Origin of the sequence: Streptomyces sp. NPDC005408 (assembly GCF_040606445.1) — a bacterium.
Lineage (GTDB): Bacteria > Actinomycetota > Actinomycetes > Streptomycetales > Streptomycetaceae > Streptomyces.
In genome coordinates, this window is sequence record NZ_JBEXEX010000019.1 from 95,444 (window position 1) to 116,875 (window position 21,432).

The window sequence follows — 21,432 nt, forward strand, 5'->3', positions numbered from 1 at the left end:
GGGGGACATGGCGAAGCCGACCATCCTGACCGTCGACGACGATCCGGGAGTCTCACGAGCCATCGCCCGCGACCTGCGGCGCCGGTACGGCGACCGCTACCGGGTGCTGCGCGCGCCTTCGGGCGAAGAGGCATTGGAGGCTTTGCGTGAGGTCAAGCTGCGCGGCGAGCCGCTCGCCGTGATGATCGCCGACTACCGCATGCCGACGATGAACGGCGTGCAGTTCCTGGAAGCGGCCATGGACCTCTTCCCCCTGGCCAGACGCGTGCTGCTGACGGCGTACGCAGACACCGGTGCGGCCATCGACGCGATCAACATCGTCGACCTCGATCACTACCTCCTCAAGCCGTGGAGTCCGCCGGAGGAGAACCTCTATCCGGTGCTGGACGCGCTGCTGGAACTGTGGGCAACGGCGCCCGACCCGGAGGTGGGGGAGACCCGGATCGTCGGCCACCGCTGGTCGGCGCCGTCCTTCGCGGTCCGGGAATTCCTCGCCCGCAATCTCGTGCCGTACCGCTGGATCGCCGCGGACGACCCCGAAGGCGGGCGGCTCCTGGACGCGGCCGGGCTCAGCGCCGACGACGTACCGCTGGTGATCACGGCCGAAGGCAAAACCCTGCAGGCGCCGAGCGAGGCCGAGCTCGCCGCACAGGTGGGGCTGAGCACCACCCCGGCCGCCGACTTCTACGACGTCGTCGTCATCGGTGCGGGCCCCGCAGGACTCGGCGCCGCCGTTTACGCGGCCTCCGAGGGGCTGCGCACGGTGCTGGTCGAGCGGAGAGCGACCGGCGGGCAGGCCGGGCAGAGCAGCCGTATCGAGAACTATCTGGGTTTCCCGGACGGCGTGTCCGGGGCGCAGCTGACGGAACGGGCACGGCGGCAGGCCACCCGTTTCGGCGCCGAGATCCTCAGTGCGCGAGAAGTGGTGTCACTGGAAGCGGCAGGCGCAGGCCGGGTGCTGCGTTTCAGCGACGGGACCACGATCGGCGCGCACACGGTCGTCCTGGCCACGGGAGTGTCGTACCGGCGGCTTGAGGGGCCGGGCCTCGACGAGTTCACCGGAGCGGGCGTCTTCTACGGCTCGGCGTCCTTCGAAGCAGCCAGCTGCACGGGGAACGATGTGTACATCGTCGGCGGTGCCAACTCCGCCGGCCAGGCCGCCGTCTACTTCTCGCGCTACGCCGACCGCGTCCATCTTCTCGTCCGGGGCCCCGACTTGACCCGGGCAATGTCGCACTACCTGGTGCAGCAGATCGAAGCCCACCCCAACATCGAGGTCCACCCGCACACCGAAGTCGCGGGCGGCGAGGGCGAGATGCACCTGCAGCGTCTCATCCTTCGCGACAACCGCACGGGCGCCGTGACCACGACCGATGCCTCATGGCTGTTCGTCTTCATCGGCGCGGAACCGCCCACGCAATGGCTCGACGGCGTTGTCGACCGCGACGAACGGGGCTTCGTGCTCACCGGCCCCGACCTCCTGACCGAGGGAACGCGCCCCGCGGGATGGCCGCTGTCACGGGACCCCTACCACCTCGAGACCAGCGTGCCCGGTGTCTTCGCTGCCGGCGACGTGCGGGCCGAATCGGTCAAACGGGTCGCATCCGCGGTGGGGGAGGGCGCCATGGCCGTTTCCCTGGTGCACCGCTACCTGGAGGCGCAATGAATGCCCGGAGCGCGCGCGGCAAGCTCAGCGCGGCCGACCTGCAGACCCTGTTCCTCTTCGAGGCCCTCGACGACAAGCAACTGGCCTGGCTCGCCGAGCGCGGGCGCGTCGAAGTGCGGCCCGGCGGTACGCCCGTCTACTCCCAGGGCGAGCCCGCCACCTGCTTCTTCGTGCTTCTCCGGGGCACGGTCGCCGTCGCCCGCCGCATCCACGGCGACGACATCGAGTTCGGCCGCACCGACCAGGTGGGCGTCTACAGCGGAGCCACCCAGGCCTACCTCGGAGACCGGGTGGACCAGGTCTACCCCAACACGCTGAAAGCCATCACCGACGTCGAACTCTTCGTGCTGCCCGCCGAGGAGTTCGCCCACGCCATACGCACCTGGTTCCCCATGGCCCTGCATCTGCTCGAAGGCCTCTTCTTCGGCACCCGCGCCAGCAACACGATCATCGGCGAACGCGAACGCCTTGAGGCCCTCGGCTCGCTCACCGCCGGACTCACACACGAGCTCAACAACCCCGCGGCGGCAGCGGTACGCGCCACCGACACCCTGCGCGACCGGGTCACCAAGATGCGCCACAAGCTCGCCCTCATCGCCGACGGCCGGGTCGATGGCACGCGTCTGCATCACCTGGTCGAGATGCAGGACGATGCCGTCAAGCGCGCCTACAACGCACCCAAGCTGTCGGCGATCGAGGCATCCGACGCCGAGGACGAGGTCGCCGACTGGCTGGAGGACCACGACATCGACCGGTCCTGGGACATTGCCCCCGTCCTGGTCGCCGGCGGCATCGACCCCCCATGGCTGTCCCAGGCGACCGACAGCCTGGGCGACGAGAACCGGCAGGCCGCGGTGGGATGGCTCACGTACACCATCGACACCGAGCTCCTGATGGGAGAGATCGAGGACGCCGTCAACCGCATCTCCGGCCTCGTGGACGCGGCACGCCAGTACTCCCAGCTCGACCGGGCCGCTCAGCAGCCCGTCGACGTCCACGAACTCCTCGACGCCACCCTGGTGATGCTGCAGGCCAAAATCCCGTCGGCCGTGCGCGTGGTCAAGGAGTACGACCGCAGCCTGCCGGCCGTCCCGGCATACGGCGCGGAACTCAACCAGGTCTGGACGAACCTCATCGACAACGCCCTCGGCGCGATGAACGGCAGCGGCACCCTCACGATCGCCACCTGGCGCGAAGGCGATCACCTCTATGTCGAGGTCCGCGACACAGGTCCCGGCATCCCGGACGACATTCGCCCGCGTATCTTCGAGCCCTTCTTCACCACGAAGCCGGTCGGCGAGGGCACCGGTCTGGGCCTCGACATCTCCTACCGCATCGTGGTCAACAAGCACCATGGCGACATCAGAGTGACCTCGCAGCCGGGCGACACGAGATTCCAGGTCTGTCTGCCGATCACACCGCCCTCGGACGCCGAGGATCCGTCGCCCGTCGCCGCTGAGAGCTCCCGAACCGAACCAGCCTCCGGATAAGCGAGGAGAGACGCTATGGCACACGAAGTGATTCCCGGCATCGACCTCGACGCCAAGCCGAGCGGTGAGGGGTGCGCCGAGTGCCTGGCCGGTGACGGGCCAGGCTGGTGGATGCACCTGCGGCGCTGCGCGGAATGCGGACACATCGGCTGCTGCGACTCATCGCCCTCGCAGCACGGGACAAAGCATGCCAAGCAGTCGGGGCACCCGTTCATCACCAGCTTCGAGCCGGGGGAGACCTGGTTCTGGAACGTGGACACACAGGAGTATTACGAGGGGCCGGAGTTGGCCGCACCCACCTCGCATCCGCGGTCACAGCCGACACCGGGACCTCGGGGCGCGGTGCCCGCGGACTGGGAGCGGCACCTGCACTGAAGCAGCACCAGAACTGATGCAATGGGGGGTTCGATGGAACGGGATGTGCTTGCCGGGCCGGCCCGCGCGGCGGCCGACGAGCTGTCCGCCGAAGTGCTCCCGGCCCTCGTCAACGCGCTGCGCTCGCGCCCGCGGCCCTGAACTCGCCGATACTGCGCGCGTACTGGCGGCCCTTGCTGCCCGGCTCTTGCTCTTCGTTACGCTCCTTCAGGAGTCCTGGGGGTAGCGAATGAAGACAACCGAAGTGCACACCGTGCCGTACGTAGCCGCGCACGGTTCTGAGAGCCGATTTCTCGACGTGTACCGACCTGCTGGGCAACAGACGTCCGCACCGTGCGTGCTGCTCTGGCACGGCGTCGGCCCCGACGAGCGCGACGTCATGGCCACCTTGGCCAACAGGACAGCCGCACTCGGCAGGACCGTGTTCGTTCCCGACTGGCGACCGGACGGTGCCGACGGGGGCCGTTCCCACCTCCTCGCGTCGCTTCGCTACGTACGCGACAACGCCGCGGCCCACGGCACCGATGCGCAGCAGATCATCCTGGCCGGGTGGTCGGCCGGAGCGGGCGCCGCGGTAGCCCTCGCGCTGCGCCCCGACCTGACCGACGGCTGGCGCCCCGCCGCCGTGGTCGGCATCGCCGGGGCCTACGACCGGCCTGCCCGCAGCACAGCCTCCGTCCCCCATCACGACCTTGCCGAGACCTCTGCGTCGCCCGTGCCTGTACGACTCGTTCACGGGTCTGCCGACTCGGCGGTCGACGGCCACCACTCCCGTGCGCTGCACACCGCACTGCGAGCGCGGCGCTGGCCCGTGCAACTGGAGGAGCCGGACACGGATCACGCCGGTGTCATCGGGACGGAGTTCGACCCGGCTCTCGGCCGTTGCCGGGCCGCGACGGACCCGCGTGTACTCGACGTGGGCACGGAAGTGGCCCGTGTCATCGCCACCGCGGCCGGCTCGCGTGTGTCCGGCGCTCATTGAGCGGCTGGAATACCGCACCCGCACCGCCGATTTCAGCGCGGATGGCGCCAACGACACAACTCTCCGGAGATTTCGTGTCACTCGTGTAACAGCCGGTGGCATTAGCGGTTGGGATCGGCCGGTATGGCCCCCAACAAGCCCGAGTTGGAACGGGAGTTGAGGGATTGGGCACCCTTGTCCTTCCGCTCGCCGGTTCCACATAATCGCAGGGCGCTTTGCGGACTCATCCCCCACTGGGTTCGGACGCCTTGCGGCGTGCTGCCGTTTTTCAACGCACTGCATTCGGCGGCGACTTCCGGTTCCCGTGGTTGGTATGAGTTCGCCGTTGTGGCGTACCCCCCACGAGAGGAAGTCCGTTGAAGAGCTACCTGAAGCACCTAAGGACGACCACCGCGATCGGTGCCGTCGCCCTGGCCGCCTTCAGCCTCCAGCCCGGCGCGGCCAACGCCGCCTCCGCACCGACCCCACGCGGTGACGTTGGCACGAAGGTCGTCGGCGGGACCAAGGCCGACCAGGGTGAATTCCCGTTCATGGTCCGGCTGTCCATGGGCTGTGGCGGCGCGCTGTACGCCAAGGACATCGTTCTGACCGCCGCCCACTGCGTCGACGGCAGTGGCCCGAACACCGGCATCACCGCGACGGCGGGCGTCGTCGACCTGGAGGACTCCAACGCGATAAGCGTGAAGTCCACCGAGGTCCTCCAGGCGCCCGGCTACAACGGCAAGGGCAAGGACTGGGCGCTGATCAAGCTCGAGAAGCCGATCGATCTGCCGACCCTGCCGATCGCCGGGGACGACAAGCTCAACAATGGCGATTTCGACATCGCCGGCTGGGGCGCGGACAAGGAGGGCGGCGACCAGCAGCGCTATCTGCTCAAGGCCAAGGTCCCGTACGTCGACGACGCCACCTGTCAGACGGCGTACGGCGACCAGCTGACCCCCGGCGAAGAGCTCTGCGCCGGGATCCTGGACACCGGCGGCGTCGACACCTGCCAGGGCGACTCCGGCGGCCCCATGTTCCGCAAGGACGAAGCGGGTGGCTGGATCCAGGTCGGCATTGTCAGCTGGGGCGAGGGCTGTGCGCGCCCGGGCAAGCCCGGTGTCTACACCGAGGTGAGCACCTTCGCGGCGGACATCAAGAAGGCCGCCGACGGGCTGGGCGGCTGACGCCGGTCAGTACGGTTTGAGCAGCGGAACACCACCGCGTCCCGGCGCCGGGCCTCTGGCCGCACGGCGCCGGGACGCGGCTCGGTGCCTCAGGCCGGCAGCCCGTCCTCCTCGTCCAACGGGGGCAGCTCGACGGTGTAGTGGGGCTGCAGAAACAGATCGTGGTGCTGCGGCGCGGCCGGCGATGCGGCTGCAGTGTTCTGTACCGGCGGAACAGCATCGTGGTGGGGAGAGGCAGCAGTCATGAACAACCATCCAGGGTCAAGGGTGGCGCGGATCCGAAGCGGAGCTGTCGACCGGTGATGATCGGTATCTGACTTCCCCGTGTGCGCCAGTCCATTAGATCCTACGGCCAGGCGCTTGACGGTTGTCGGGGTCCTCCTCGGGACACGGGTGTCAGGCGTCGGCGGCCGCATGGACGCGCCGGCCCCCGACGAAGGTCTGCAGGACTCGTGCCTGGGCGATGTCCGAGGGCGGCCGGTCGAAGACGTCGCGGTCCAGTACGACCAGGTCTGCCATGTTTCCCTCGGTGATCGTTCCGGTGTCGTCGAGGTGGTTCACGTAGGCGCTGCCCGCGGTGTATGCGGCGAGGGCACTGGCCAGATCGATGCGCTGGCGGAGCCAGAAGACCGCGGAACTGGAGCCGGGGAGCTGCCGGTTGACCGCGACGTGCAGGGCGGCCAGCGGATCGGGGCTGGAGACGGGCCAGTCGCTGCCTGCGGCGAGGGTCGCGCCGCTGTGGAGCAGGTCGCCGAAGGGGTACTGAAGCTCCGAGCGTTCCGGGCCGAGGAAGGGGATGGTCAGTTCGTCCATCTGTGGTTCGTGCGCGGCCCACAGGGCCTGGATGTTAGCTGTGGCGCCGAGTCGGCGGAAGCGCGGGATGTCGTCGGGGTGGACGACCTGGAGGTGTGCGAGGTGGGGGCGGGTGTCCGTCCAGCCGTTGGCGTGGCGGGCGGCTTCGACGGCGTTCAGGGCCTCGCGTACGGCGCGGTCGCCGAGGGCGTGGAAGTGCACCTGGAAGCCTTCCGCGTCCAGCCGTGTGACGTACGTGGCGAGCTCCTTCGGGTCGATGAAGGAGAGGCCGCTGTTGTCGGAGGCGCATCCGCAGGAGGTGAGATAGGGGGCCAGGAGAGCGGCCGTATGGTTCTCCACGATGCCGTCCTGCATGATCTTCACGGTCCAGGAGCGCAGCAGGGGGCCCATGGTCAACTCCTGCCTGCGGTCGAGCAGTTCCGGGATCTGCTCGAGACCGCGGGCCCGGTCCCACCACAGCGCCCCACGGACACGGCCGGTCAGACGGCCCTCCCGCGCGGCAGCGGCGTACGCCGGAGCCGGGTCGTCCATCCCGGCGTGGCTGCCGAGCAGTGCGTCCTGCCAGGCGGTGACCCCGTAGGAATGCAGTACTTCCTGGGCGCGCAGCAGACCTGCGGTGAGCTCCGCGAGGGTGGGAGCGGGGACGAGCCGGGCGACGAGGCCCATGGCTCCTTCCTGGAGCATCCCGGTCGGCTCTCCCCGTGAGTCGCGTTCGATGCGTCCGTCGGACGGGTCGACGGTGTCTGCGGTGACGCCCGCCAGTTTCAGGGCGCGGGAGTTGGCCCAGGCGCCGTGGTGGTCGCGGTTGACGAGGTAGACGGGCCGGTCGGGGACGATCTCGTCGAGGAGGTGCCGGTCGGGGGTGCCGCCGGGGAAGGCCTCCATGGACCAGCCGCCGCCGGTGATCCATGGCATGTCCCGATGGGTGGCGGCGTAGCTGTGGATGAGCCGGCGGTATTCGTCGGTGGTGACGGCTCCGCTCAGGTCGCACCGCCCGAGTTCGACCCCGGCACCGACGGGATGGACGTGCGCATCCTGGAAGCCGGGAATGAGCAGCCGGCCGCGCAGATCCACGACGTCGGTGCGTGGGCCGATCAGCGCGCGGACGTCGTCGTGGCCGACGGCGACGATGCGTTCGCCGCGGACGGCCACCGTGGTGGCACGGCTGCGCGCGGCGTCCGCGGTGTGGACCGGGCCGCCGGTGAACACGAGATCAGCGGGCGATGCGTTGTGCACAGGGTACTCCTGGAGTGCGACAGCGGAATCGAGACGGGACGGGATGGGGACGGGGGAGCGGGCGCCGGGGTCAGACGGCCTCGTCCATGGGCAGGGCGATGGCATCGGCGTCCGTACCGCGCCCGGTGGTGAAGTAGGCGGACCGGCGGCGCCACTTTGCCCACGCTGCTGCCAGCAGGCCGGATGCGATGATCAGAGAGGGGATCAGCAGCATGAACCAGCCGTTGTCCGGACGGGCCTCGAAGTGGTCGCTCATCGTGGCGTACCGGTAGGTGAGGTAGCCGCCGAGTCCGAACAGGGCCAGCGCGCTCAGGGCAGGTATCACCACTGAGCGCAGTGCCGGGCCGGGGCCGTCACGCAGGCTGTGACGGAATCTGATCGCGCAGGCCAGCGCGGTGAGTCCGTAGTAGAGCGAGACGATGAGCCCGATCGAGTTGACCGCGGTGAGGATCATTTCGTTGAGCTTGGGGATGCCCAGGGCCAGGACGGCCACGGCCGCGGCGACAGCCATGATCAGTACGGTGCCGACGGCCGGTGAGCCGTACTGGGGATGGACGCGGGTCCAGACCGCGCCGAGTGTCTGGTCCCGTCCCATGGCCAGTGCTCCGCGGGCCGTGGGAATGACACTGGCCTGCAGGGAGGCGAACGCCGAGCACATCAGCGCGGCCAGCGGGAGCGAGGCCCAGGGTTCGGACGCGAGGCGTGCGCCGAGGAAGGTGAGGGCCTGGGGGCCGTTGCTCACCAGTTCCCCGTTGCTCATCACTCGCTGGAAGGCGATCGCGGCGAACACGAAGAGGCCGAGCATCGCCACGAGTGCGATCAGCCCGCCGCGCGCCGCGTCCGCGGGATTCTTCGTCTCCTCGTTCACCGTGAACGCCGCGTCCCAGCCCCAGTAGATGAAGACGGCCAGCACCATGCCTTGGGCCAGGGACGTCAGTGACCCGATCGCGAAGGGGTTAAGCCACGCCCAGGAGAAGGGCTGCGTCCCCACGGTCAGGGCCCACGTACAGAAGACCAGCAGCACCGCGTACTCGAAAACCAGCAGCCACCACTGCAGCCGGGTCGCCGAGCGCACTCCGGTGACGGCGGTGACGGTGACCGTCACCAGCGCCGCGAGGCCGATCAGGGTACTGACGGTCGTCGACGCCGGGTCCAGTGCGAGGCCGAACACGCTGTGCAGGCCGAGCTTGTTGAGGAACTGGACGGTGACGGAACCGGTCACGGCGCCGGTGTAGGCCATGAACACGACGGTGCCGACCAGGATCACCCAGCCGGTCAGGAACCCGGCCCATGGGCCGACCGAACGGCCCACCCAGGTATAGGCGTTGCCGCAGTTCGGCTCGGACCGGTTCAGCCGGGCGTAGGACAGGGCGATGCCGACGATGGGGAGGAAGGCGAGCACCAGCAGGGCCGGCGTCTGACGGCCCGCGTATGCGGCCAGGGCCCCCATCCCGATGCCGATGCTGGTCGTCGCCGCGGTGCTCGAGGCGGCAATCGCCACTCCGTCCCTGATGCCCAGAGAGCGGGTCATCACGGCAGGGGGTTGCGGGTCGGGCAGGACTGTTCTCGACACGGGACACGCTCCTTGGCAGGGAGGGGAACGGCGCGGGGCACTCCGCCGTGCGTGGACCACCGGTGTGCGCTGATGAAACAGCCGGGCGCGCTCTTATGTCAATGCGTTGTCGTAAAGTGGTGATTGACTGGCCCGGCACACGACCGCCCCGGACCGCCCTGGGGCGCGGCGACAGGAGGGGTGACGGTGGCAGAACAGAGCCGCGTCTCGGCCGAGCGCAGGCGGCGCCGGCCGACCCGGTCGGGGGTCGTCCTGACAGCCGAAATGATCATCGAGAGGACCTTGGAGCTCCTCGACGCACACGGCGACGAGGCTCTCACCGTACGCAAACTCGGGGCCGCCCTGGGGGCGGACCCCAGCGCGATCTACCGGTACTTCCGCAACATCGACGACCTGTTGCTTTCGGTGGCCGACCGCCTCATCGGTGACGCGCTGAAGGGCTTCACCCCCGGCGCCGACTGGGCTGCTGGGCTGCGGGACTTCGCACTGCGCGTGTACCGCACCGCGCTGCGCCACCCGCGGCTGGCCACCTTGAGCACCGCCCGCGTCACCAGCCGACTCCACGAATACCGTGCGGTCGACACGGGCATCGGCCTGCTGCTGCAGGCGGGGTTCGACCCAGCGGCAGCAGTGCGCCACTATCACGTCTTCATCGACACTGTGCTGGCCCACGCCGCGCTCGACGCCGCCGTCATGCGCCTGACGCCCGAACAGCGCGAAGCCGACGCGCGTGCCTGGACCGACACCTACCAGCAGCTGCCCGCCGACGAATACCCCAGCCTCCACGCCGCCCGCGAGTACCTGCCCGCCATGGCCGACTCCGCCTTCGAGAACACGCTCGGCCTGCTCCTGCGCGCCCTCGTCGCTGAAGCCCCCGGCGTCAGGAACAACAACGCCCCGGAGTCCTGAACCGCCGGTTCAGGCGGTCGGGATCCGGGTGAAGCGGCCGGCGATGTGCAGCTCGGCCTCGATCCCGGCGGCGGTGGCGCGCAGTTCGGGCAGGACCTCGGTCAGGCACTCCTCGACCGTGCGACGGCTGCTGTGCATCGCGACATTCACCGCGGCCACGGCCTGCCCGGCAGCATCGCGGACGGGTACGGCGATGGAGCGCAGGCCCTCCTCCAACTCCTCGTCGACGAGGGCAAAGCCCTCTTGCCCCACGCGGTCCAGCAGCGCGGTGAGTTCATCCGGATCGGTGACCGTGCGCGGAGTCAGGGCCTGCGGTGCGGTGCGGGACAACCGCTCGGAGCGCTCCTGCGCCGACAGGTCCGCCAGGAGCACCCGGCCCATCGATGCTGCGTATGCGGGAAAGCGGGTGCCGAGCGTGATGTTGACGCTCATGATGCGATCGGTGGCGACGCGCGCCGCGTACTGGATGTCGTCGCCGGTGAGCACCGCCAGCGAAGCGGAATCGTGCACCCGCCGGACGAGTGCGGCCAGATGTGGCGTGGCGATGTCGGGGAGTGTCGTACGGGACAGCGAGGGATAGCCGAGGGTCAGCACTTGCGGGGTGAGGCGGAACGTCCGGTCCCGTGAGGTGACGTATCCGAGGTGTTCTAGGGTGATGAGGGCGCGCCGGGCTGTTGCTCTGGCGAGTCCCGTGGCCTCCGCGACGGCGGTGAGGGACAGTTCGGCGCGGCCCTCGCCGAATGCGGTCAGCACGGTCAGGCCGCGGGCCAGGGATTCCACGAACTCGGGGCCGAGTTCCTGTTTGGAGGCGGTGGTCCAGGCGGCAAGTCCAACGGGGGGCGCCGGCGGTGCCGGGCGGGCCTGCCGCAGTTCCCCTTCCATGGCGGTAACCGCCTTGCGCACCCGGGGCAGCAGCGACCGGCGCAGCGAGTCGGCGCTGTGACGGCTGGTGTGGCTGACCACGCTCACGGCGCAGGCGATGTCACCGTCCGGGGTGTGCACGGGCACGGCGAGGGCGATGAGACCGGGTTCGATGAACTGGTCGTCCAGGGTCCAGCCCTGTTCGCCCGCCCGGGCCGCACGCTCTTCGAAGCTGAGAGCGCCGTCGTCCGTGCTCCGCGGTGGTACGGCGGGAAAACCGCGGTCCTCGGGGTCGGCCGCCCGGCGCTCGCGCCACCGAGCCCAGTCCTGCGCGCTCCACTCCGCGGCGAACAGCGTGCCTGCCGCGGTGCGTTCGGCGGGCAGCAGGTCGCCGATGCGGAAGGTGAGCGACATCGCGCGCCGCCGGGTGGTCTGGCGCACGAAGCGGATGCCGTCACCGTCGGGCACGGCCAGGGACACCGACTCGTCCAGTTCCTCGGCCAGTTCCCCGGCGAGCGGTCCGAGCAGACCGGGCAGCTGGAGGGCAGCCAGATAGGCGTTGCCCAGTTCCATCAGGCGAGGGGCCAGGGCGGCGGAGTGCCCGTCGAGGCGGAGATACCCCATGCGTGCGAACGTGGCGGCGATCCGGTCCGCGGTGGAGCGGGCAAGGCCGGTCGCGCGGACGAGGTCGCTCAGGCTCATCCGCCCGCCTGCGTCACTGATCTCACGCAGTACGGCGATACCGCGCATCAGCGGGCCCACGGCCTCGGCCGGCGCTGGGGAATGGGTCAACGGCATGGCTGGCATCGGCTCTCCGGTACGGGTCTGGCGGTGCTCGCGCAGGGGAAACGTTGACATGTGTGCCGGCTGAACGCACACTCAGGGCGAGCGGATAATGAACTCTAGTTCATCTGGCGAACAGATGGAATCGCTCGTACCCCGCCGGTTCGCGAACAAGGAAGCCCTGCATGGACAAAGTCAAACAGACCGCGGCCGAGGCAGTCGGTGACATCCCGGACCATGCCTCGCTCGCTGTGGGCGGTTTCGGTCTGAGCGGTGTGCCGAATGTACTGATCGAGGCGCTGCACGCGCGCGGTTCCGGCGGACTGAGCGTGGTCTCCAACAACTGCGGGGTGGACGGCGGAGGGCTCGGACTCCTGCTCGGCGACGGCCGGATCGCACGCGTGACCGGTTCGTACATCGGCGAGAACAAGGAGTTCGCCCGCCAGTACCTCGGCGGCGAGCTGGAGGTCGAGCTGGTGCCCCAGGGCACGCTCGCCGAGCGGCTGCGCGCCGGCGGCTGCGGCATCCCCGCCTTCTACACCCCGGCCGGTGTCGGGACCCAGGTGGCCGACGGGGGACTGCCCTGGCGGTACCGGTCCGACGGCTCGGTTGCGGTGACCTCGCCGCCGAAGGAGGTCCGCACCTTCGGCGGGCGCGAGCATGTCCTGGAGTACGGCATCACCACCGACTTCGCGCTCGTACGGGCGGCCAAGGGCGACCGGCACGGCAACCTCGTGTTCCACAAGGCCGCCCGCAATTTCAACCCGCTCGCCGCCATGGCAGGGCGGGTGACGATCGCCGAGGTGGAGGAACTGGTCGAGCTGGGGGAGCTCGCCCCGGACGCCGTCCACCTGCCCGGCGTGTTCGTCCAGCGTGTGCTGCCCCTCACCGCCGAGCAGGCCGTCGCCAAGAAGATAGAGAAGAGGACGGTGCGAGCCTGATGGCCTGGACGCGTAACGAGATGGCGGCCCGCGCGGCCGCCGAACTGTCCGACGGGTCATACGTGAATCTCGGGATCGGGCTGCCCACGCTGATCCCCAGCTTCCTTCCGCAGGGTGTCGATGTCGTGCTGCACTCCGAGAACGGGCTCCTGGGCGTCGGACCGTATCCGACGGAGGACGAGGTCGACCCCGACCTGATCAACGCGGGCAAGGAGACGATCACCGTGCTCCCCGGTGCCGCCTACTTCGACTCCGCGCTCTCCTTCGGCATGATCCGCGGCGGCCATATCGACACCGCCGTTCTCGGCGCCATGCAGGTCTCCGCCGGCGGCGATCTCGCCAACTGGTCGATCCCCGGACGGATGATCAAGGGGATGGGCGGGGCCATGGACCTGGTCCACGGCGCCCGCCGCGTGATCGTCCTGACGGACCATGTCGCCAAGGACGGTTCCCCGAAGATCGTCCAGGAGTGCACCCTGCCGCTCACCGGCAAGGCCTGCGTCCACCGCGTCATCACCGACCTCGCCGTCCTCGACATCACCGACGACGGCCTGGTCCTTGTCGAGACCGCTCCCGGCGTGAGTTCCGAGGAGGTGCGACAGAAGTCGGCCGCGCCGATCCGGGTCCCCGCCGCCGTCCGCTGACCGCTCTCCGCCCCACCCGCACTAGGGCCTGTCGTTCGGATCTTGCCGGGCCCGCGTGCCCTGGCACGCACATCTGCTGCGTTGTCGTCAGTCGCCGACGCTCCGCGTCGGCTCTCCCCCTGCCTTCGGCGGGGGGACCCCCATCCTCCGGCCTGCATCTGCACGCACCAGACCCCGCTCACTGATCCGGCCTGATCCAAAAGACAGGCCCTAGGAGCCCGCATGTCCGACCGCCTGCGTGACGTGTATGTCGTCGACGCCGTACGAACACCGATCGGCAAGTACGGCGGTGCGCTCTCAGGCGTGCGTCCCGACGACCTCGCCGCGGGTGTGCTGCGCGCCCTCGTCGGCCGTACGCCGGGCCTCGACCCCGCCCGTATCGACGACGTCTTCTTCGGCAACGCCAACGGCGCCGGAGAGGAGAACCGCGACGTCGCCCGCATGGCCGTCCTGCTCGCCGGACTCCCGGTCACCGTGCCCGGCACGACCGTCAACCGGCTGTGCGGCTCCGGCATGGAGGCGGTGATCCAGGCGGCCCGCGCCATCGCGGTCGGTGACGCGTCGGTCGCGGTCGCGGGCGGCGTGGAGTCGATGAGCCGCGCGCCCTGGGTGGTGCCGAAGCCGGAGCGTGCCCTCCCCGCGGGTCATCAGCAGATGTACTCGACGACTCTGGGCTGGCGGATGGTCAACCCGCGGATGCCCGAGGAGTGGACGGTGGCGCTCGGTGAAGGTGCCGAACTGGTCGCCGACCGGTACGGCATCGACCGCGCCGCCCAGGACGCCTTCGCACTGGCCAGTCACCAGAAGGCCGCACGCGCCTGGCAGCAGGGGCTGTACGACGGCGAGGTCGTCCCCGTCGACGGGGTGGACCTGACCCGCGACGAGTGCATCCGCGACACCACGACGCCGGCCGCACTGGCCAAGCTGAAGCCCGTATTCCGCAAGGACGGCACCGTCACGGCGGGCAACTCCTCGCCGCTCAACGACGGCGCCGCCGCGCTCCTTCTCACCGATGAGGACGGCCTGCGGGCCACCGGCCGCGAGCCGCTGGCCCGGATCGGCGCTTCCGCCGTCACCGGGATCGAGCCGCAGTACTTCGGCGCCGGGCCGGTGGAAGCCGTACAGCGCGCCCTGAAGAAGGCAGGCCGTGATCTGGCCGACCTGCACACCGTCGAGCTGAACGAGGCGTTCGCGGCGCAGGCGCTCGCCTGCCTCGGTCAGTGGCCCGGCCTCGACCCGCAGATCGTCAACCCGCGCGGTGGCGCCGTCGCCATCGGCCATCCGCTCGGCGCCTCCGGCGCCCGTATCACCGGAGCAGTCGCCCACCAGCTCGCCGCCGCGGGCTCCGGTACCGGCCTTGCCGCGCTGTGCATCGGCGTCGGGCAGGGGCTCGCTCTTGTACTGGAGAGGTAGTCCTGTGACCCCCAACTCGCTCACGCAGCAGCAGATCAGCGCGGAAATCGCCACCACTCACGAAGCGGTGGCCAAGGCGGTGGCCGACGGCGACGCACCGCCTCTGCACCCCGGCCGCGACTTCACTCCGTACCGCAGCAGCGTCCTGCGCCACCCCAAGCAGCCGCTGATACCCATGGGCCAGGACCCGGAGGCCGCCGAGCTGCACGGTCCGGTGTTCGGCGTCACCGATGTCACCGAGCTCGACGCGGACCTGACCCGCCGGCACCCGGGAGAGCCGCTCGGCGAGCGGATCACCGTCACCGGGCGGGTGCTCGACCGATCAGGACGGCCCGTCCGCGGGCAGCTGGTCGAGGTCTGGCAGGCCAATGCGTCGGGCCGGTACGCGCATCAGCGCGACCAGCACCCGGCGCCGCTGGACCCCAACTTCACCGGTGTCGGACGGTGCCTGACGGATGATCAGGGACAGTATCGGTTCACCACCGTCAAGCCGGGCGCGTACCCGTGGCGCAACCACGTCAACGCCTGGCGGCCCGCGCACATCCACTTCTCGCTCTTCGGTACGGCCTTCACCCAGCGCCTGGTGACGCAGATGTACTTCCCCGGTGACCCGCTCTTCCCGTACGACCCGATCCTTCAGTCGGTCACCGATCCCGCCGCACGGGCCCGCCTGGTCGCCGCGTACGACCATGAGCTGTCCAGTCCGGAGTGGTCGCTCGGCTACCGGTGGGACATCGTGCTCGACGGCCCGGCTGCCACGCTCCCGGACCCCGAGGAGGACCACTGATGCCGCAGCCCACCCCGTCCCAGACCGTCGGCCCGTTCTACGGGTACGCCCTGCCCTTCCCCGACGGCGGCCAGGTCGTGCCCGCCGGACACGGGGACGCGGTCACCGTGCACGGACACGTGTACGACGGCAGGGGCGACCCCGTACCCGACGCCCTGCTGGAGACCTGGCAGGCCGCCCCGGACGGCTCGCTCGCCGGGCGCCCCGGATCGCTCCGCCGCGACCCCGTCACCGGCGGATTCCCCGGCCGCAACGGCGTGGACTTCACCGGCTTCGCCCGGGTGGCCACCGACGCCGACGGCCACTGGGCGGTCCACACGCTGCAACCGCCGGCCGATCTGCCGTACCTCTCGGTGTGCGTCTTCGCCCGCGGGCTGATGCACCACCTGTTCACCCGTGTCTACCTTGAGGCGCCCGCCTCCGACACGCTGCTGTCCGCGCTTCCCGAAAACCGACGTGCCACGCTGATCGCACATCAAGAGGGAGAGCGGGTACACCGCTTCGACATTCATCTGCAGGGGGAGAAAGAGACGGTCTTCCTTGACTTCCACCGATGACAGCAGCACGGGGGACACCGGCCTGCTCGCTCCCGTACGGGCAGGCAGCGCGGCCGAGACGGCCACCGGCGACCGGGCCGTCCTGCAGGCCATGCTCGACGCCGAGGCCGCGCTGACCCGGGCCCAGGCTGCCGTCGGACTGGCCCCGGCACGCGCCGGGCGGACGGTGACCGCGGCCGCCGGGGCCGACCGGTTCGATGTCCGCTCGATCGCCCTGCGGGCCCGGGCCGGAGGCAATCCGGTCATCCCGCTGGTCGCCGATCTCACCAGGGCGGTGGCCGAACTGGAGCCGCAGGACGCCGAGTTCGTGCACCGCGGGGCGACCAGCCAGGACATCGTGGACACCGCCCTGATGCTGGTCGCCGCCAGGGTCCTGGACCTGATCACCGCCGATCTGGAGCGCACCGCGGACGCGCTCGGCACCCTCGCGGCCGCGCACCGCGACACCCCCATGCCGGGACGCACACTCACCCAGCACGCGGTGCCCAGTACCTTCGGGCTGAAGGCCGCGGGCTGGCGCGCCCTGGTCCTCGACGCCCACGAACGCCTCTCCCGGGTCCGGGCCTCGCTGCCCGCACAGCTCGGCGGCGCGGCAGGCACGCTGGCCGCCTTCCACGCGTACGCCGCCGAGCCCGGCCACGGAGCCGACCTGGGCCTTGATCTGTCGGCCGCGTACGCCCGTGAACTCGGCCTCACGAAACCCGAGTTGCCCTGGCATGTGCTGCGCACTCCGGTCGCCGACCTCGGCGGTGCGCTGGCCCTCTGCGCAGGCGCGCTGGGCAAGATCGCCGCCGATGTGCTGGTGCTCTCGCGCACGGAGATCGGCGAGGTCACCGAGGGGTCCGGTGGTGGCTCGTCCGCCATGCCGCACAAGAGCAACCCCGTACGGGCGACCCTGATCGCCTCCGCCGCCCGCCAGATTCCCGCGCTGGCGGCCGTGCTCTTCGGCTCACTGGCCGCGGAGGACGAACGCCCGGCAGGCGCCTGGCATGCCGAATGGCAGCCTCTGCGCGAGGCCCTGCGGCTGACCGGCGGGGCGGCCACCGCTGCCGCCGAGCTGAGCGCGGGTCTTGCCGTCCACCCGCACCGGATGCGCGCGAACCTCGACCTGACCGGCGGCCTGATGCTCACCGAGCGCCTCAACGCCCACCTCGCCCCGCTGCTCGGCCGGGAGGTCGCCAAGCAGCTGCTGGCGAAGGCATCCCGGCGTGCGGTCGAGGAGGGTATCGACCTGACCCGGGCGATCGCCGAAGCCCTCGAGTCGAGCACGGAGCCGACCGAAGACCGGCTGCGGGAGCTCGTCGAGCGGCTGCCCGCGCTCACCGATCCGGCCGACTACCTCGGCTCAGCCGCCGCCCTCACCGACCGCGCACTCCAACGCCACCCGCACCCCCGTCAGGACCACCGATGACCCACAGCCTCCACCACCGCGCCGAAGGCCCGGCGGATGCTCCCGTACTGATCCTGGCGCCTTCGCTGGGCACCTCGCTCTCCGTCTGGGGCCCGCAAGTGCCCGTGCTCGCCCGGCAGTTCCGGGTGGTGCGCTGGGATCTGCCGGGGCACGGCGGTTCGCCTGCCGCGCTGCTCCCCGCCGGGTCCACCATGGCCGGCCTGGGCCGCCTGGTCCTCGACCTCGCCGACTCGCTGGGCGCCGGCACCTTCGCGTACGCGGGGATCTCACTCGGCGGCGCGGTCGGCACCTGGCTCGCCGCACACCACCCCGAGCGCGTCACCTCACTCGCCGTGGTCTGCTCATCGGCGTACTTCGGAGGACCCGAAGCCTGGCTGGAACGCGCGGAGTTGATCCGTACGAAAGGCGCCGAGCCGCTGGTCGCCTCGGCGCCCGCACGCTGGTTCACCCCCGCCTTTGCGGCTGCCGGTACCCCGGCGGTCGCCACGCTCGTGGACGACCAGCGGTCCGTCGACCCCGAGGGGTACGCCGCCTGCTGCGAGGTACTCGCCGCGCTCGACCTCCGCGACGACCTGGCCCGCATCACCGCGCCGACCCTCGTCATCGGCGGCCGCGACGACCTGGCCACGCCACCCGTGCACGCCCGTGAACTCGCCGACGGCATCCGCGATGCGCACCTCATCGAACTGCCCCGCGCCGCGCACCTGGCGGGCGTCGAACAACCGCAAGCCGTACTCGGCGCACTGCTGGCACACCTGCGTCAGCCGGCCGACAGCTCCCTGCACGCAGCGGGAACGACCGTACGCCGAGAGGTCCTCGGAGACGCGCACGTCGACAGAGCGATCACTCGCACCACCCCGTTCACCGCCCGCTTCCAGGACTTCATCACCCGCTATGCCTGGGGCGAGATCTGGACCGGCGACACCCTCGACCGGCGCACCCGCAGCTGCATCACCCTCACCGCGCTCGTCGCGGGCGGCCACAGCGACGAGCTCGCGCTGCATGTGCGGGCCGCCCTGCGCAACGGCCTGACGCCCGAGGAGATCGGCGAGGTGCTGCTGCAGTCGGCCGTGTACTGCGGGGTGCCCGCCGCCAACTCGGCCTTCGCAGTGGCCGATCGCGTACTGAGCGAGCACGATGCGAACCGTCATAACGAGGAGGAACTCTGATGCACACCACCGTCGGCATCATCGGCGGTGGCCCCGCCGGACTGCTGCTGGCCCGGCTGCTCCACAACGCCGGTATCGACAGCGTCGTCCTGGAGAGCCGCGACCGCGCGTATGTCGAGCAGCGGCAGCGGGCCGGGATCCTGGAGCAGGCCACCGTCGATGCTCTGCGCGCCGCCGGAGCGGGGGCGCGCATGGACCTCGAAGGCATACCGCACGACGGCATAGAGTTTCGCTTCGACCGCCGCTCCCACCGCATCGACTTCCCCGCCCTCACCGGCGGGCGGAAGGTGATGGTGTACGCGCAGACCGAGGTGGTCAAAGACCTCATAGCGCTGCAACTCGCCGACGGCGGCCCCCTGCTGTTCGGCGCCGAGGTGCGCCGTGTGGACGGCGCCGACACCGGCCGCCCGACCGTGCACTACCTCCACGAGGGCCGGGAGCAGACCCTGACCTGCGACTACGTCATCGGGTGCGACGGCTTCCACGGGGTGGCCCGCGATGCCGTCCCCGAGTCCGTACGGCGGACCTACGAGCGGATCTATCCCTACTCCTGGCTGGGCATCCTCGCCGAAGCCCCGCCCGTGTACGAGGAGTTGATCTACGCACACTCCGAGCGCGGGTTCGCCCTGGCCAGCATGCGCTCCCCGTCGGTCAGCCGCCTCTACCTCCAGGTCCCGAACGGCACCGACCCGGCCGACTGGCCCGACGAGCGGATCTGGGACGAGCTGGACGCCCGGTTCGCCACCGACGCCGATCCCGGCTGGAAGCTGGAGCGCGGCCCGGTCACGTCCAAGGCCGTGCTTCCTATGCGCAGCCACGTAGCCGAACCCATGCGGTACGGGCGGGTGTTCCTGGCGGGCGACGCGGCGCACATCGTGCCGCCGACCGGGGCCAAGGGCCTCAACCTGGCGGCGGCCGATGTGATCGTGCTCGCCCGGGCCCTGATCCACCAGCGGGACACCGGCTCGGCCGAGCTGCTCGATGCGTACTCCGACAGCTGTCTGCGCCGGGTCTGGCGCGCCGAGCACTTCTCGTACTTCATGACGACCACGCTGCACACCGACCCGGCCCAGTCTCCGTTCGAGACCCGGCTCCAGCTCTCCCAGCTCGACCGCGTCGCGACCTCGCCGCACGCCGCGGCCGAACTGGCAGAGAACTACACGGGGTTGCCGCTCGTCTGACATGCCTCTGCCGGCCGGAAGCTGACTGCGCTCCCGGCCGGCTTCGTCCTGGGCCGAGCGAGGTGACCTCAGGCGTCGGAGGCCGTCACGGCAGATGACCCCGCCGTCGAGGGAGCCACGGAGGCGCTTCGACGGCGGCCACCCAACCGCGCCGCGAGCGGGACGAGGGCAATGGCCGTGGCACCGAGCAGTCCGGCCAGGGCGAACGTGGTGAATCCCCAGCTCTCGTTGCTGTTCGCGGCAAAGACGCCGCCCAGCCACGGGCCGACCACCGCGCCGGTCCGGCCGACGCCGGTCACCCAGCCGAGACCGGCGGCACGCTCACTGCCCCGGTAGACGGTGTTGGTCGCGGCATAGACCATCACCTGGGCGCTGAACAGCCAGATCCCGGTGAGGGCCACCACGACGTACGTGACTCCCAGCGGCAGGTGCCCCTTGAGCAGCAGCGCGCCGACCGCGGTGAGGCAGAACCAGATGGCCGAGACCTTGACCGCGCCGAAGCGGTCGGCGGTGCGGCCCGCAATGAGCATGCCCACGATGCCGCCCGCGTTGATGACCAGCAGGAAGCTGACGGACGAGGTCAGTCCGTAGCCGGAGGCGCGCATCATCTGGGGCAGCCAGGTACTCACGCCGTACACGAGGAGGAGGCCGCAGAAGGAGGCGAGCCACAGGAGCGGGGTCGCCCAGCGCGACTCCGGCCGGAACAGGGCCAGTACCGCATCGAAGCGTCCCCTGGCCCCGGCGGCCGGAGCCTCGGCCGGGATGGGCCGCGCCATCCCGTAGCGGTCGGCGATCGCGTCTGCCCGCGCCTTGTCGCCGCGCGCGAGGAGTACGCCGGGCGATTCGGGGAGCAGCTTCAGCAGGAGCGGTATGGCGATCACCGCGGGCAGCACGCCCGCCCAGAACACCCAGCGCCAGCCGGCGGAAGGCGCCAGAGTCAGGCCGAGAGTCGTGGCCACCATGCCGCCGGCGTGGTACGAGGTCATCAGCAGACCGGTGGTCAGTGCGGCCCGGCGCGGCGGCGCGAACTCCATGACCATGGCCAGACACAGCGGCATGAGCCCGCCGAGCCCGAGCCCGGCGATGAACCGCCCGGTCCCGAACAGCGCCGGAGACCCGGCCGCCGCGCAGACCGCGGAGCCGACGGAGAACAGAGCCACGCTGCCGACCAGCAGGGGGCGACGGCCGATCCAGTCGGTGATGTTCCCGGCGGTGAGCGCGCCGATGAGCATGCCGAAGGTGGTCCAGCTGCCGATGGTGCCCGCGCTCGACGGCGTGAGTCCGAGTCCGGAGTCGTCGAGCATGTGCGGCATGACGGCGCCGTAGATGTTGACGTCCATGCCGTCGAAGAAGACGGCCAGCCAGCACAGGGCGAGGACGGGGAGCACTGTGCGGAAGGGGTGACGGCCGTGCTGGGCGTGGTCGGGGAGCGGGGGCGGTGCGCCTGGTGTGCCGGTGGAAGTCATGTCAGTCCC

At 70.5% G+C, this 21,432-nt stretch carries 19 protein-coding genes; 14 read left to right on the forward strand and 5 right to left on the reverse strand.

Translation table 11 applies throughout. The annotated features are described in order from the left end of the window. The first annotated feature begins 7 nt into the window (after nucleotides 1-7). The 5 genes from ABZS64_RS19780 to ABZS64_RS19800 all read left to right on the forward strand — a co-directional run bounded on the left by ABZS64_RS19780 (nucleotide 8) and on the right by ABZS64_RS19800 (nucleotide 5,679). Complete coding sequence (locus ABZS64_RS19780; protein WP_355830888.1) at nucleotides 8-1,666, forward strand: FAD-dependent oxidoreductase; 1,659 nt, start codon at nucleotides 8-10, stop codon at nucleotides 1,664-1,666. Next, nucleotides 1,663-3,156: an ATP-binding protein gene (locus ABZS64_RS19785; protein WP_355830890.1), complete on the forward strand. Its 1,494-nt coding sequence runs from the start codon at nucleotides 1,663-1,665 to the stop codon at nucleotides 3,154-3,156. The genes ABZS64_RS19780 and ABZS64_RS19785 overlap by 4 nt, the downstream gene beginning before the upstream one ends. A 15-nt stretch (nucleotides 3,157-3,171) precedes the next feature. Next, nucleotides 3,172-3,531, forward strand: a complete 360-nt coding sequence (locus ABZS64_RS19790; protein WP_355830893.1) for a UBP-type zinc finger domain-containing protein — start codon at nucleotides 3,172-3,174, stop codon at nucleotides 3,529-3,531. A gap of 229 nt (nucleotides 3,532-3,760) precedes the next feature. Next, the gene (locus ABZS64_RS19795; protein ID WP_355830896.1) at nucleotides 3,761-4,513 is read left to right on the forward strand and encodes an alpha/beta hydrolase fold domain-containing protein; all 753 of its coding nucleotides are present in this window, start codon (nucleotides 3,761-3,763) and stop codon (nucleotides 4,511-4,513) included. A gap of 356 nt (nucleotides 4,514-4,869) precedes the next feature. Then, nucleotides 4,870-5,679 (forward strand): serine protease, encoded by an 810-nt coding sequence (locus ABZS64_RS19800; protein WP_355830899.1) that lies wholly within the window; start codon nucleotides 4,870-4,872, stop codon nucleotides 5,677-5,679. 89 nt (nucleotides 5,680-5,768) lie between these two features. On the opposite strand, the gene ABZS64_RS19805 is transcribed toward ABZS64_RS19800, so the two are convergent. The 3 genes from ABZS64_RS19805 to ABZS64_RS19815 form a co-directional block, all read right to left on the reverse strand. Next, nucleotides 5,769-5,924, reverse strand: coding sequence for a hypothetical protein (locus ABZS64_RS19805; protein ID WP_355830902.1), 156 nt, complete (start codon nucleotides 5,922-5,924; stop codon nucleotides 5,769-5,771). 151 nt (nucleotides 5,925-6,075) lie between these two features. Then, entirely contained in the window at nucleotides 6,076-7,728 is a 1,653-nt protein-coding gene (locus tag ABZS64_RS19810) for an amidohydrolase (protein WP_355830905.1), read from the reverse strand. Nucleotides 7,729-7,798: 70 nt separating this feature from the next. Continuing rightward, entirely contained in the window at nucleotides 7,799-9,259 is a 1,461-nt protein-coding gene (locus ABZS64_RS19815; protein ID WP_355831020.1) for an APC family permease, read from the reverse strand. A 228-nt stretch (nucleotides 9,260-9,487) separates the two neighbouring features. On the opposite strand from ABZS64_RS19815, the gene ABZS64_RS19820 reads away from it, so the two are divergent. Then, nucleotides 9,488-10,210: a TetR/AcrR family transcriptional regulator gene (locus ABZS64_RS19820; protein WP_355830908.1), complete on the forward strand. Its 723-nt coding sequence runs from the start codon at nucleotides 9,488-9,490 to the stop codon at nucleotides 10,208-10,210. A 9-nt stretch (nucleotides 10,211-10,219) separates the two neighbouring features. Here the strand turns inward: ABZS64_RS19820 and ABZS64_RS19825 are convergent, their stop codons facing one another. After that, the gene (locus tag ABZS64_RS19825) at nucleotides 10,220-11,878 is read right to left on the reverse strand and encodes an IclR family transcriptional regulator C-terminal domain-containing protein (RefSeq protein WP_355831023.1); all 1,659 of its coding nucleotides are present in this window, start codon (nucleotides 11,876-11,878) and stop codon (nucleotides 10,220-10,222) included. Nucleotides 11,879-12,039: 161 nt separating this feature from the next. On the opposite strand from ABZS64_RS19825, the gene ABZS64_RS19830 reads away from it, so the two are divergent. The 8 genes from ABZS64_RS19830 (at nucleotide 12,040) to ABZS64_RS19865 (ending at nucleotide 19,957) form a co-directional block, all read left to right on the forward strand. Continuing rightward, nucleotides 12,040-12,795, forward strand: a complete 756-nt coding sequence (locus ABZS64_RS19830; RefSeq protein WP_355830911.1) for a CoA transferase subunit A — start codon at nucleotides 12,040-12,042, stop codon at nucleotides 12,793-12,795. Continuing rightward, nucleotides 12,795-13,439: a CoA transferase subunit B gene (locus ABZS64_RS19835; protein WP_355830914.1), complete on the forward strand. Its 645-nt coding sequence runs from the start codon at nucleotides 12,795-12,797 to the stop codon at nucleotides 13,437-13,439. The genes ABZS64_RS19830 and ABZS64_RS19835 overlap by 1 nt, the downstream gene beginning before the upstream one ends. 222 nt (nucleotides 13,440-13,661) lie before the next feature. Beyond that, entirely contained in the window at nucleotides 13,662-14,852 is a 1,191-nt protein-coding gene (locus tag ABZS64_RS19840; RefSeq protein ID WP_355830917.1) for a thiolase family protein, read from the forward strand. Between the two features lie 4 nt (nucleotides 14,853-14,856). Continuing rightward, nucleotides 14,857-15,639: a protocatechuate 3,4-dioxygenase subunit beta gene (gene pcaH / locus ABZS64_RS19845; RefSeq protein WP_355830920.1), complete on the forward strand. Its 783-nt coding sequence runs from the start codon at nucleotides 14,857-14,859 to the stop codon at nucleotides 15,637-15,639. Beyond that, nucleotides 15,639-16,196, forward strand: a complete 558-nt coding sequence (gene pcaG / locus ABZS64_RS19850; RefSeq protein ID WP_355830922.1) for a protocatechuate 3,4-dioxygenase subunit alpha — start codon at nucleotides 15,639-15,641, stop codon at nucleotides 16,194-16,196. The genes pcaH and pcaG overlap by 1 nt, the downstream gene beginning before the upstream one ends. Continuing rightward, nucleotides 16,180-17,607, forward strand: coding sequence for a 3-carboxy-cis,cis-muconate cycloisomerase (pcaB, locus tag ABZS64_RS19855; protein ID WP_355830925.1), 1,428 nt, complete (start codon nucleotides 16,180-16,182; stop codon nucleotides 17,605-17,607). The genes pcaG and pcaB overlap by 17 nt, the downstream gene beginning before the upstream one ends. Further along, the gene (pcaC, locus tag ABZS64_RS19860; RefSeq protein ID WP_355830928.1) at nucleotides 17,604-18,776 is read left to right on the forward strand and encodes a 4-carboxymuconolactone decarboxylase; all 1,173 of its coding nucleotides are present in this window, start codon (nucleotides 17,604-17,606) and stop codon (nucleotides 18,774-18,776) included. The genes pcaB and pcaC overlap by 4 nt, the downstream gene beginning before the upstream one ends. Next, the gene (locus ABZS64_RS19865; RefSeq protein ID WP_355830930.1) at nucleotides 18,776-19,957 is read left to right on the forward strand and encodes a 4-hydroxybenzoate 3-monooxygenase; all 1,182 of its coding nucleotides are present in this window, start codon (nucleotides 18,776-18,778) and stop codon (nucleotides 19,955-19,957) included. Before pcaC ends, ABZS64_RS19865 begins: the two co-directional genes overlap by 1 nt. A gap of 68 nt (nucleotides 19,958-20,025) precedes the next feature. On the opposite strand, the gene ABZS64_RS19870 is transcribed toward ABZS64_RS19865, so the two are convergent. After that, nucleotides 20,026-21,423 carry an aromatic acid/H+ symport family MFS transporter gene (locus ABZS64_RS19870; RefSeq protein WP_355830933.1) on the reverse strand — a complete coding sequence of 466 codons (1,398 nt, stop codon included), beginning with the start codon at nucleotides 21,421-21,423 and terminating at the stop codon, nucleotides 20,026-20,028. Nucleotides 21,424-21,432 lie beyond the last annotated feature (9 nt).

Excerpts from the sequence above, each read along its gene's own strand:
- ABZS64_RS19840 (WP_355830917.1), top strand. The coding sequence starts at position 13,662 with ATGTCCGACCGCCTGCGTGACGTGTATGTCGTCGACGCCGTACGAACA.
- ABZS64_RS19790 (WP_355830893.1), top strand. The coding sequence starts at position 3,172 with ATGGCACACGAAGTGATTCCCGGCATCGACCTCGACGCCAAGCCGAGC.
- ABZS64_RS19805 (WP_355830902.1), bottom strand. The coding sequence starts at position 5,924 with ATGACTGCTGCCTCTCCCCACCACGATGCTGTTCCGCCGGTACAGAAC.
- ABZS64_RS19825 (WP_355831023.1), bottom strand. The coding sequence starts at position 11,878 with ATGCCAGCCATGCCGTTGACCCATTCCCCAGCGCCGGCCGAGGCCGTG.
- pcaC (WP_355830928.1), top strand. The coding sequence starts at position 17,604 with ATGACCCACAGCCTCCACCACCGCGCCGAAGGCCCGGCGGATGCTCCC.
- ABZS64_RS19830 (WP_355830911.1), top strand. The coding sequence starts at position 12,040 with ATGGACAAAGTCAAACAGACCGCGGCCGAGGCAGTCGGTGACATCCCG.
- pcaG (WP_355830922.1), top strand. The coding sequence starts at position 15,639 with ATGCCGCAGCCCACCCCGTCCCAGACCGTCGGCCCGTTCTACGGGTAC.
- ABZS64_RS19780 (WP_355830888.1), top strand. The coding sequence starts at position 8 with ATGGCGAAGCCGACCATCCTGACCGTCGACGACGATCCGGGAGTCTCA.
- ABZS64_RS19785 (WP_355830890.1), top strand. The coding sequence starts at position 1,663 with ATGAATGCCCGGAGCGCGCGCGGCAAGCTCAGCGCGGCCGACCTGCAG.
- ABZS64_RS19815 (WP_355831020.1), bottom strand. The coding sequence starts at position 9,259 with ATGACCCGCTCTCTGGGCATCAGGGACGGAGTGGCGATTGCCGCCTCG.
- ABZS64_RS19795 (WP_355830896.1), top strand. The coding sequence starts at position 3,761 with ATGAAGACAACCGAAGTGCACACCGTGCCGTACGTAGCCGCGCACGGT.
- ABZS64_RS19835 (WP_355830914.1), top strand. The coding sequence starts at position 12,795 with ATGGCCTGGACGCGTAACGAGATGGCGGCCCGCGCGGCCGCCGAACTG.
- ABZS64_RS19865 (WP_355830930.1), top strand. The coding sequence starts at position 18,776 with ATGCACACCACCGTCGGCATCATCGGCGGTGGCCCCGCCGGACTGCTG.
- ABZS64_RS19870 (WP_355830933.1), bottom strand. The coding sequence starts at position 21,423 with ATGACTTCCACCGGCACACCAGGCGCACCGCCCCCGCTCCCCGACCAC.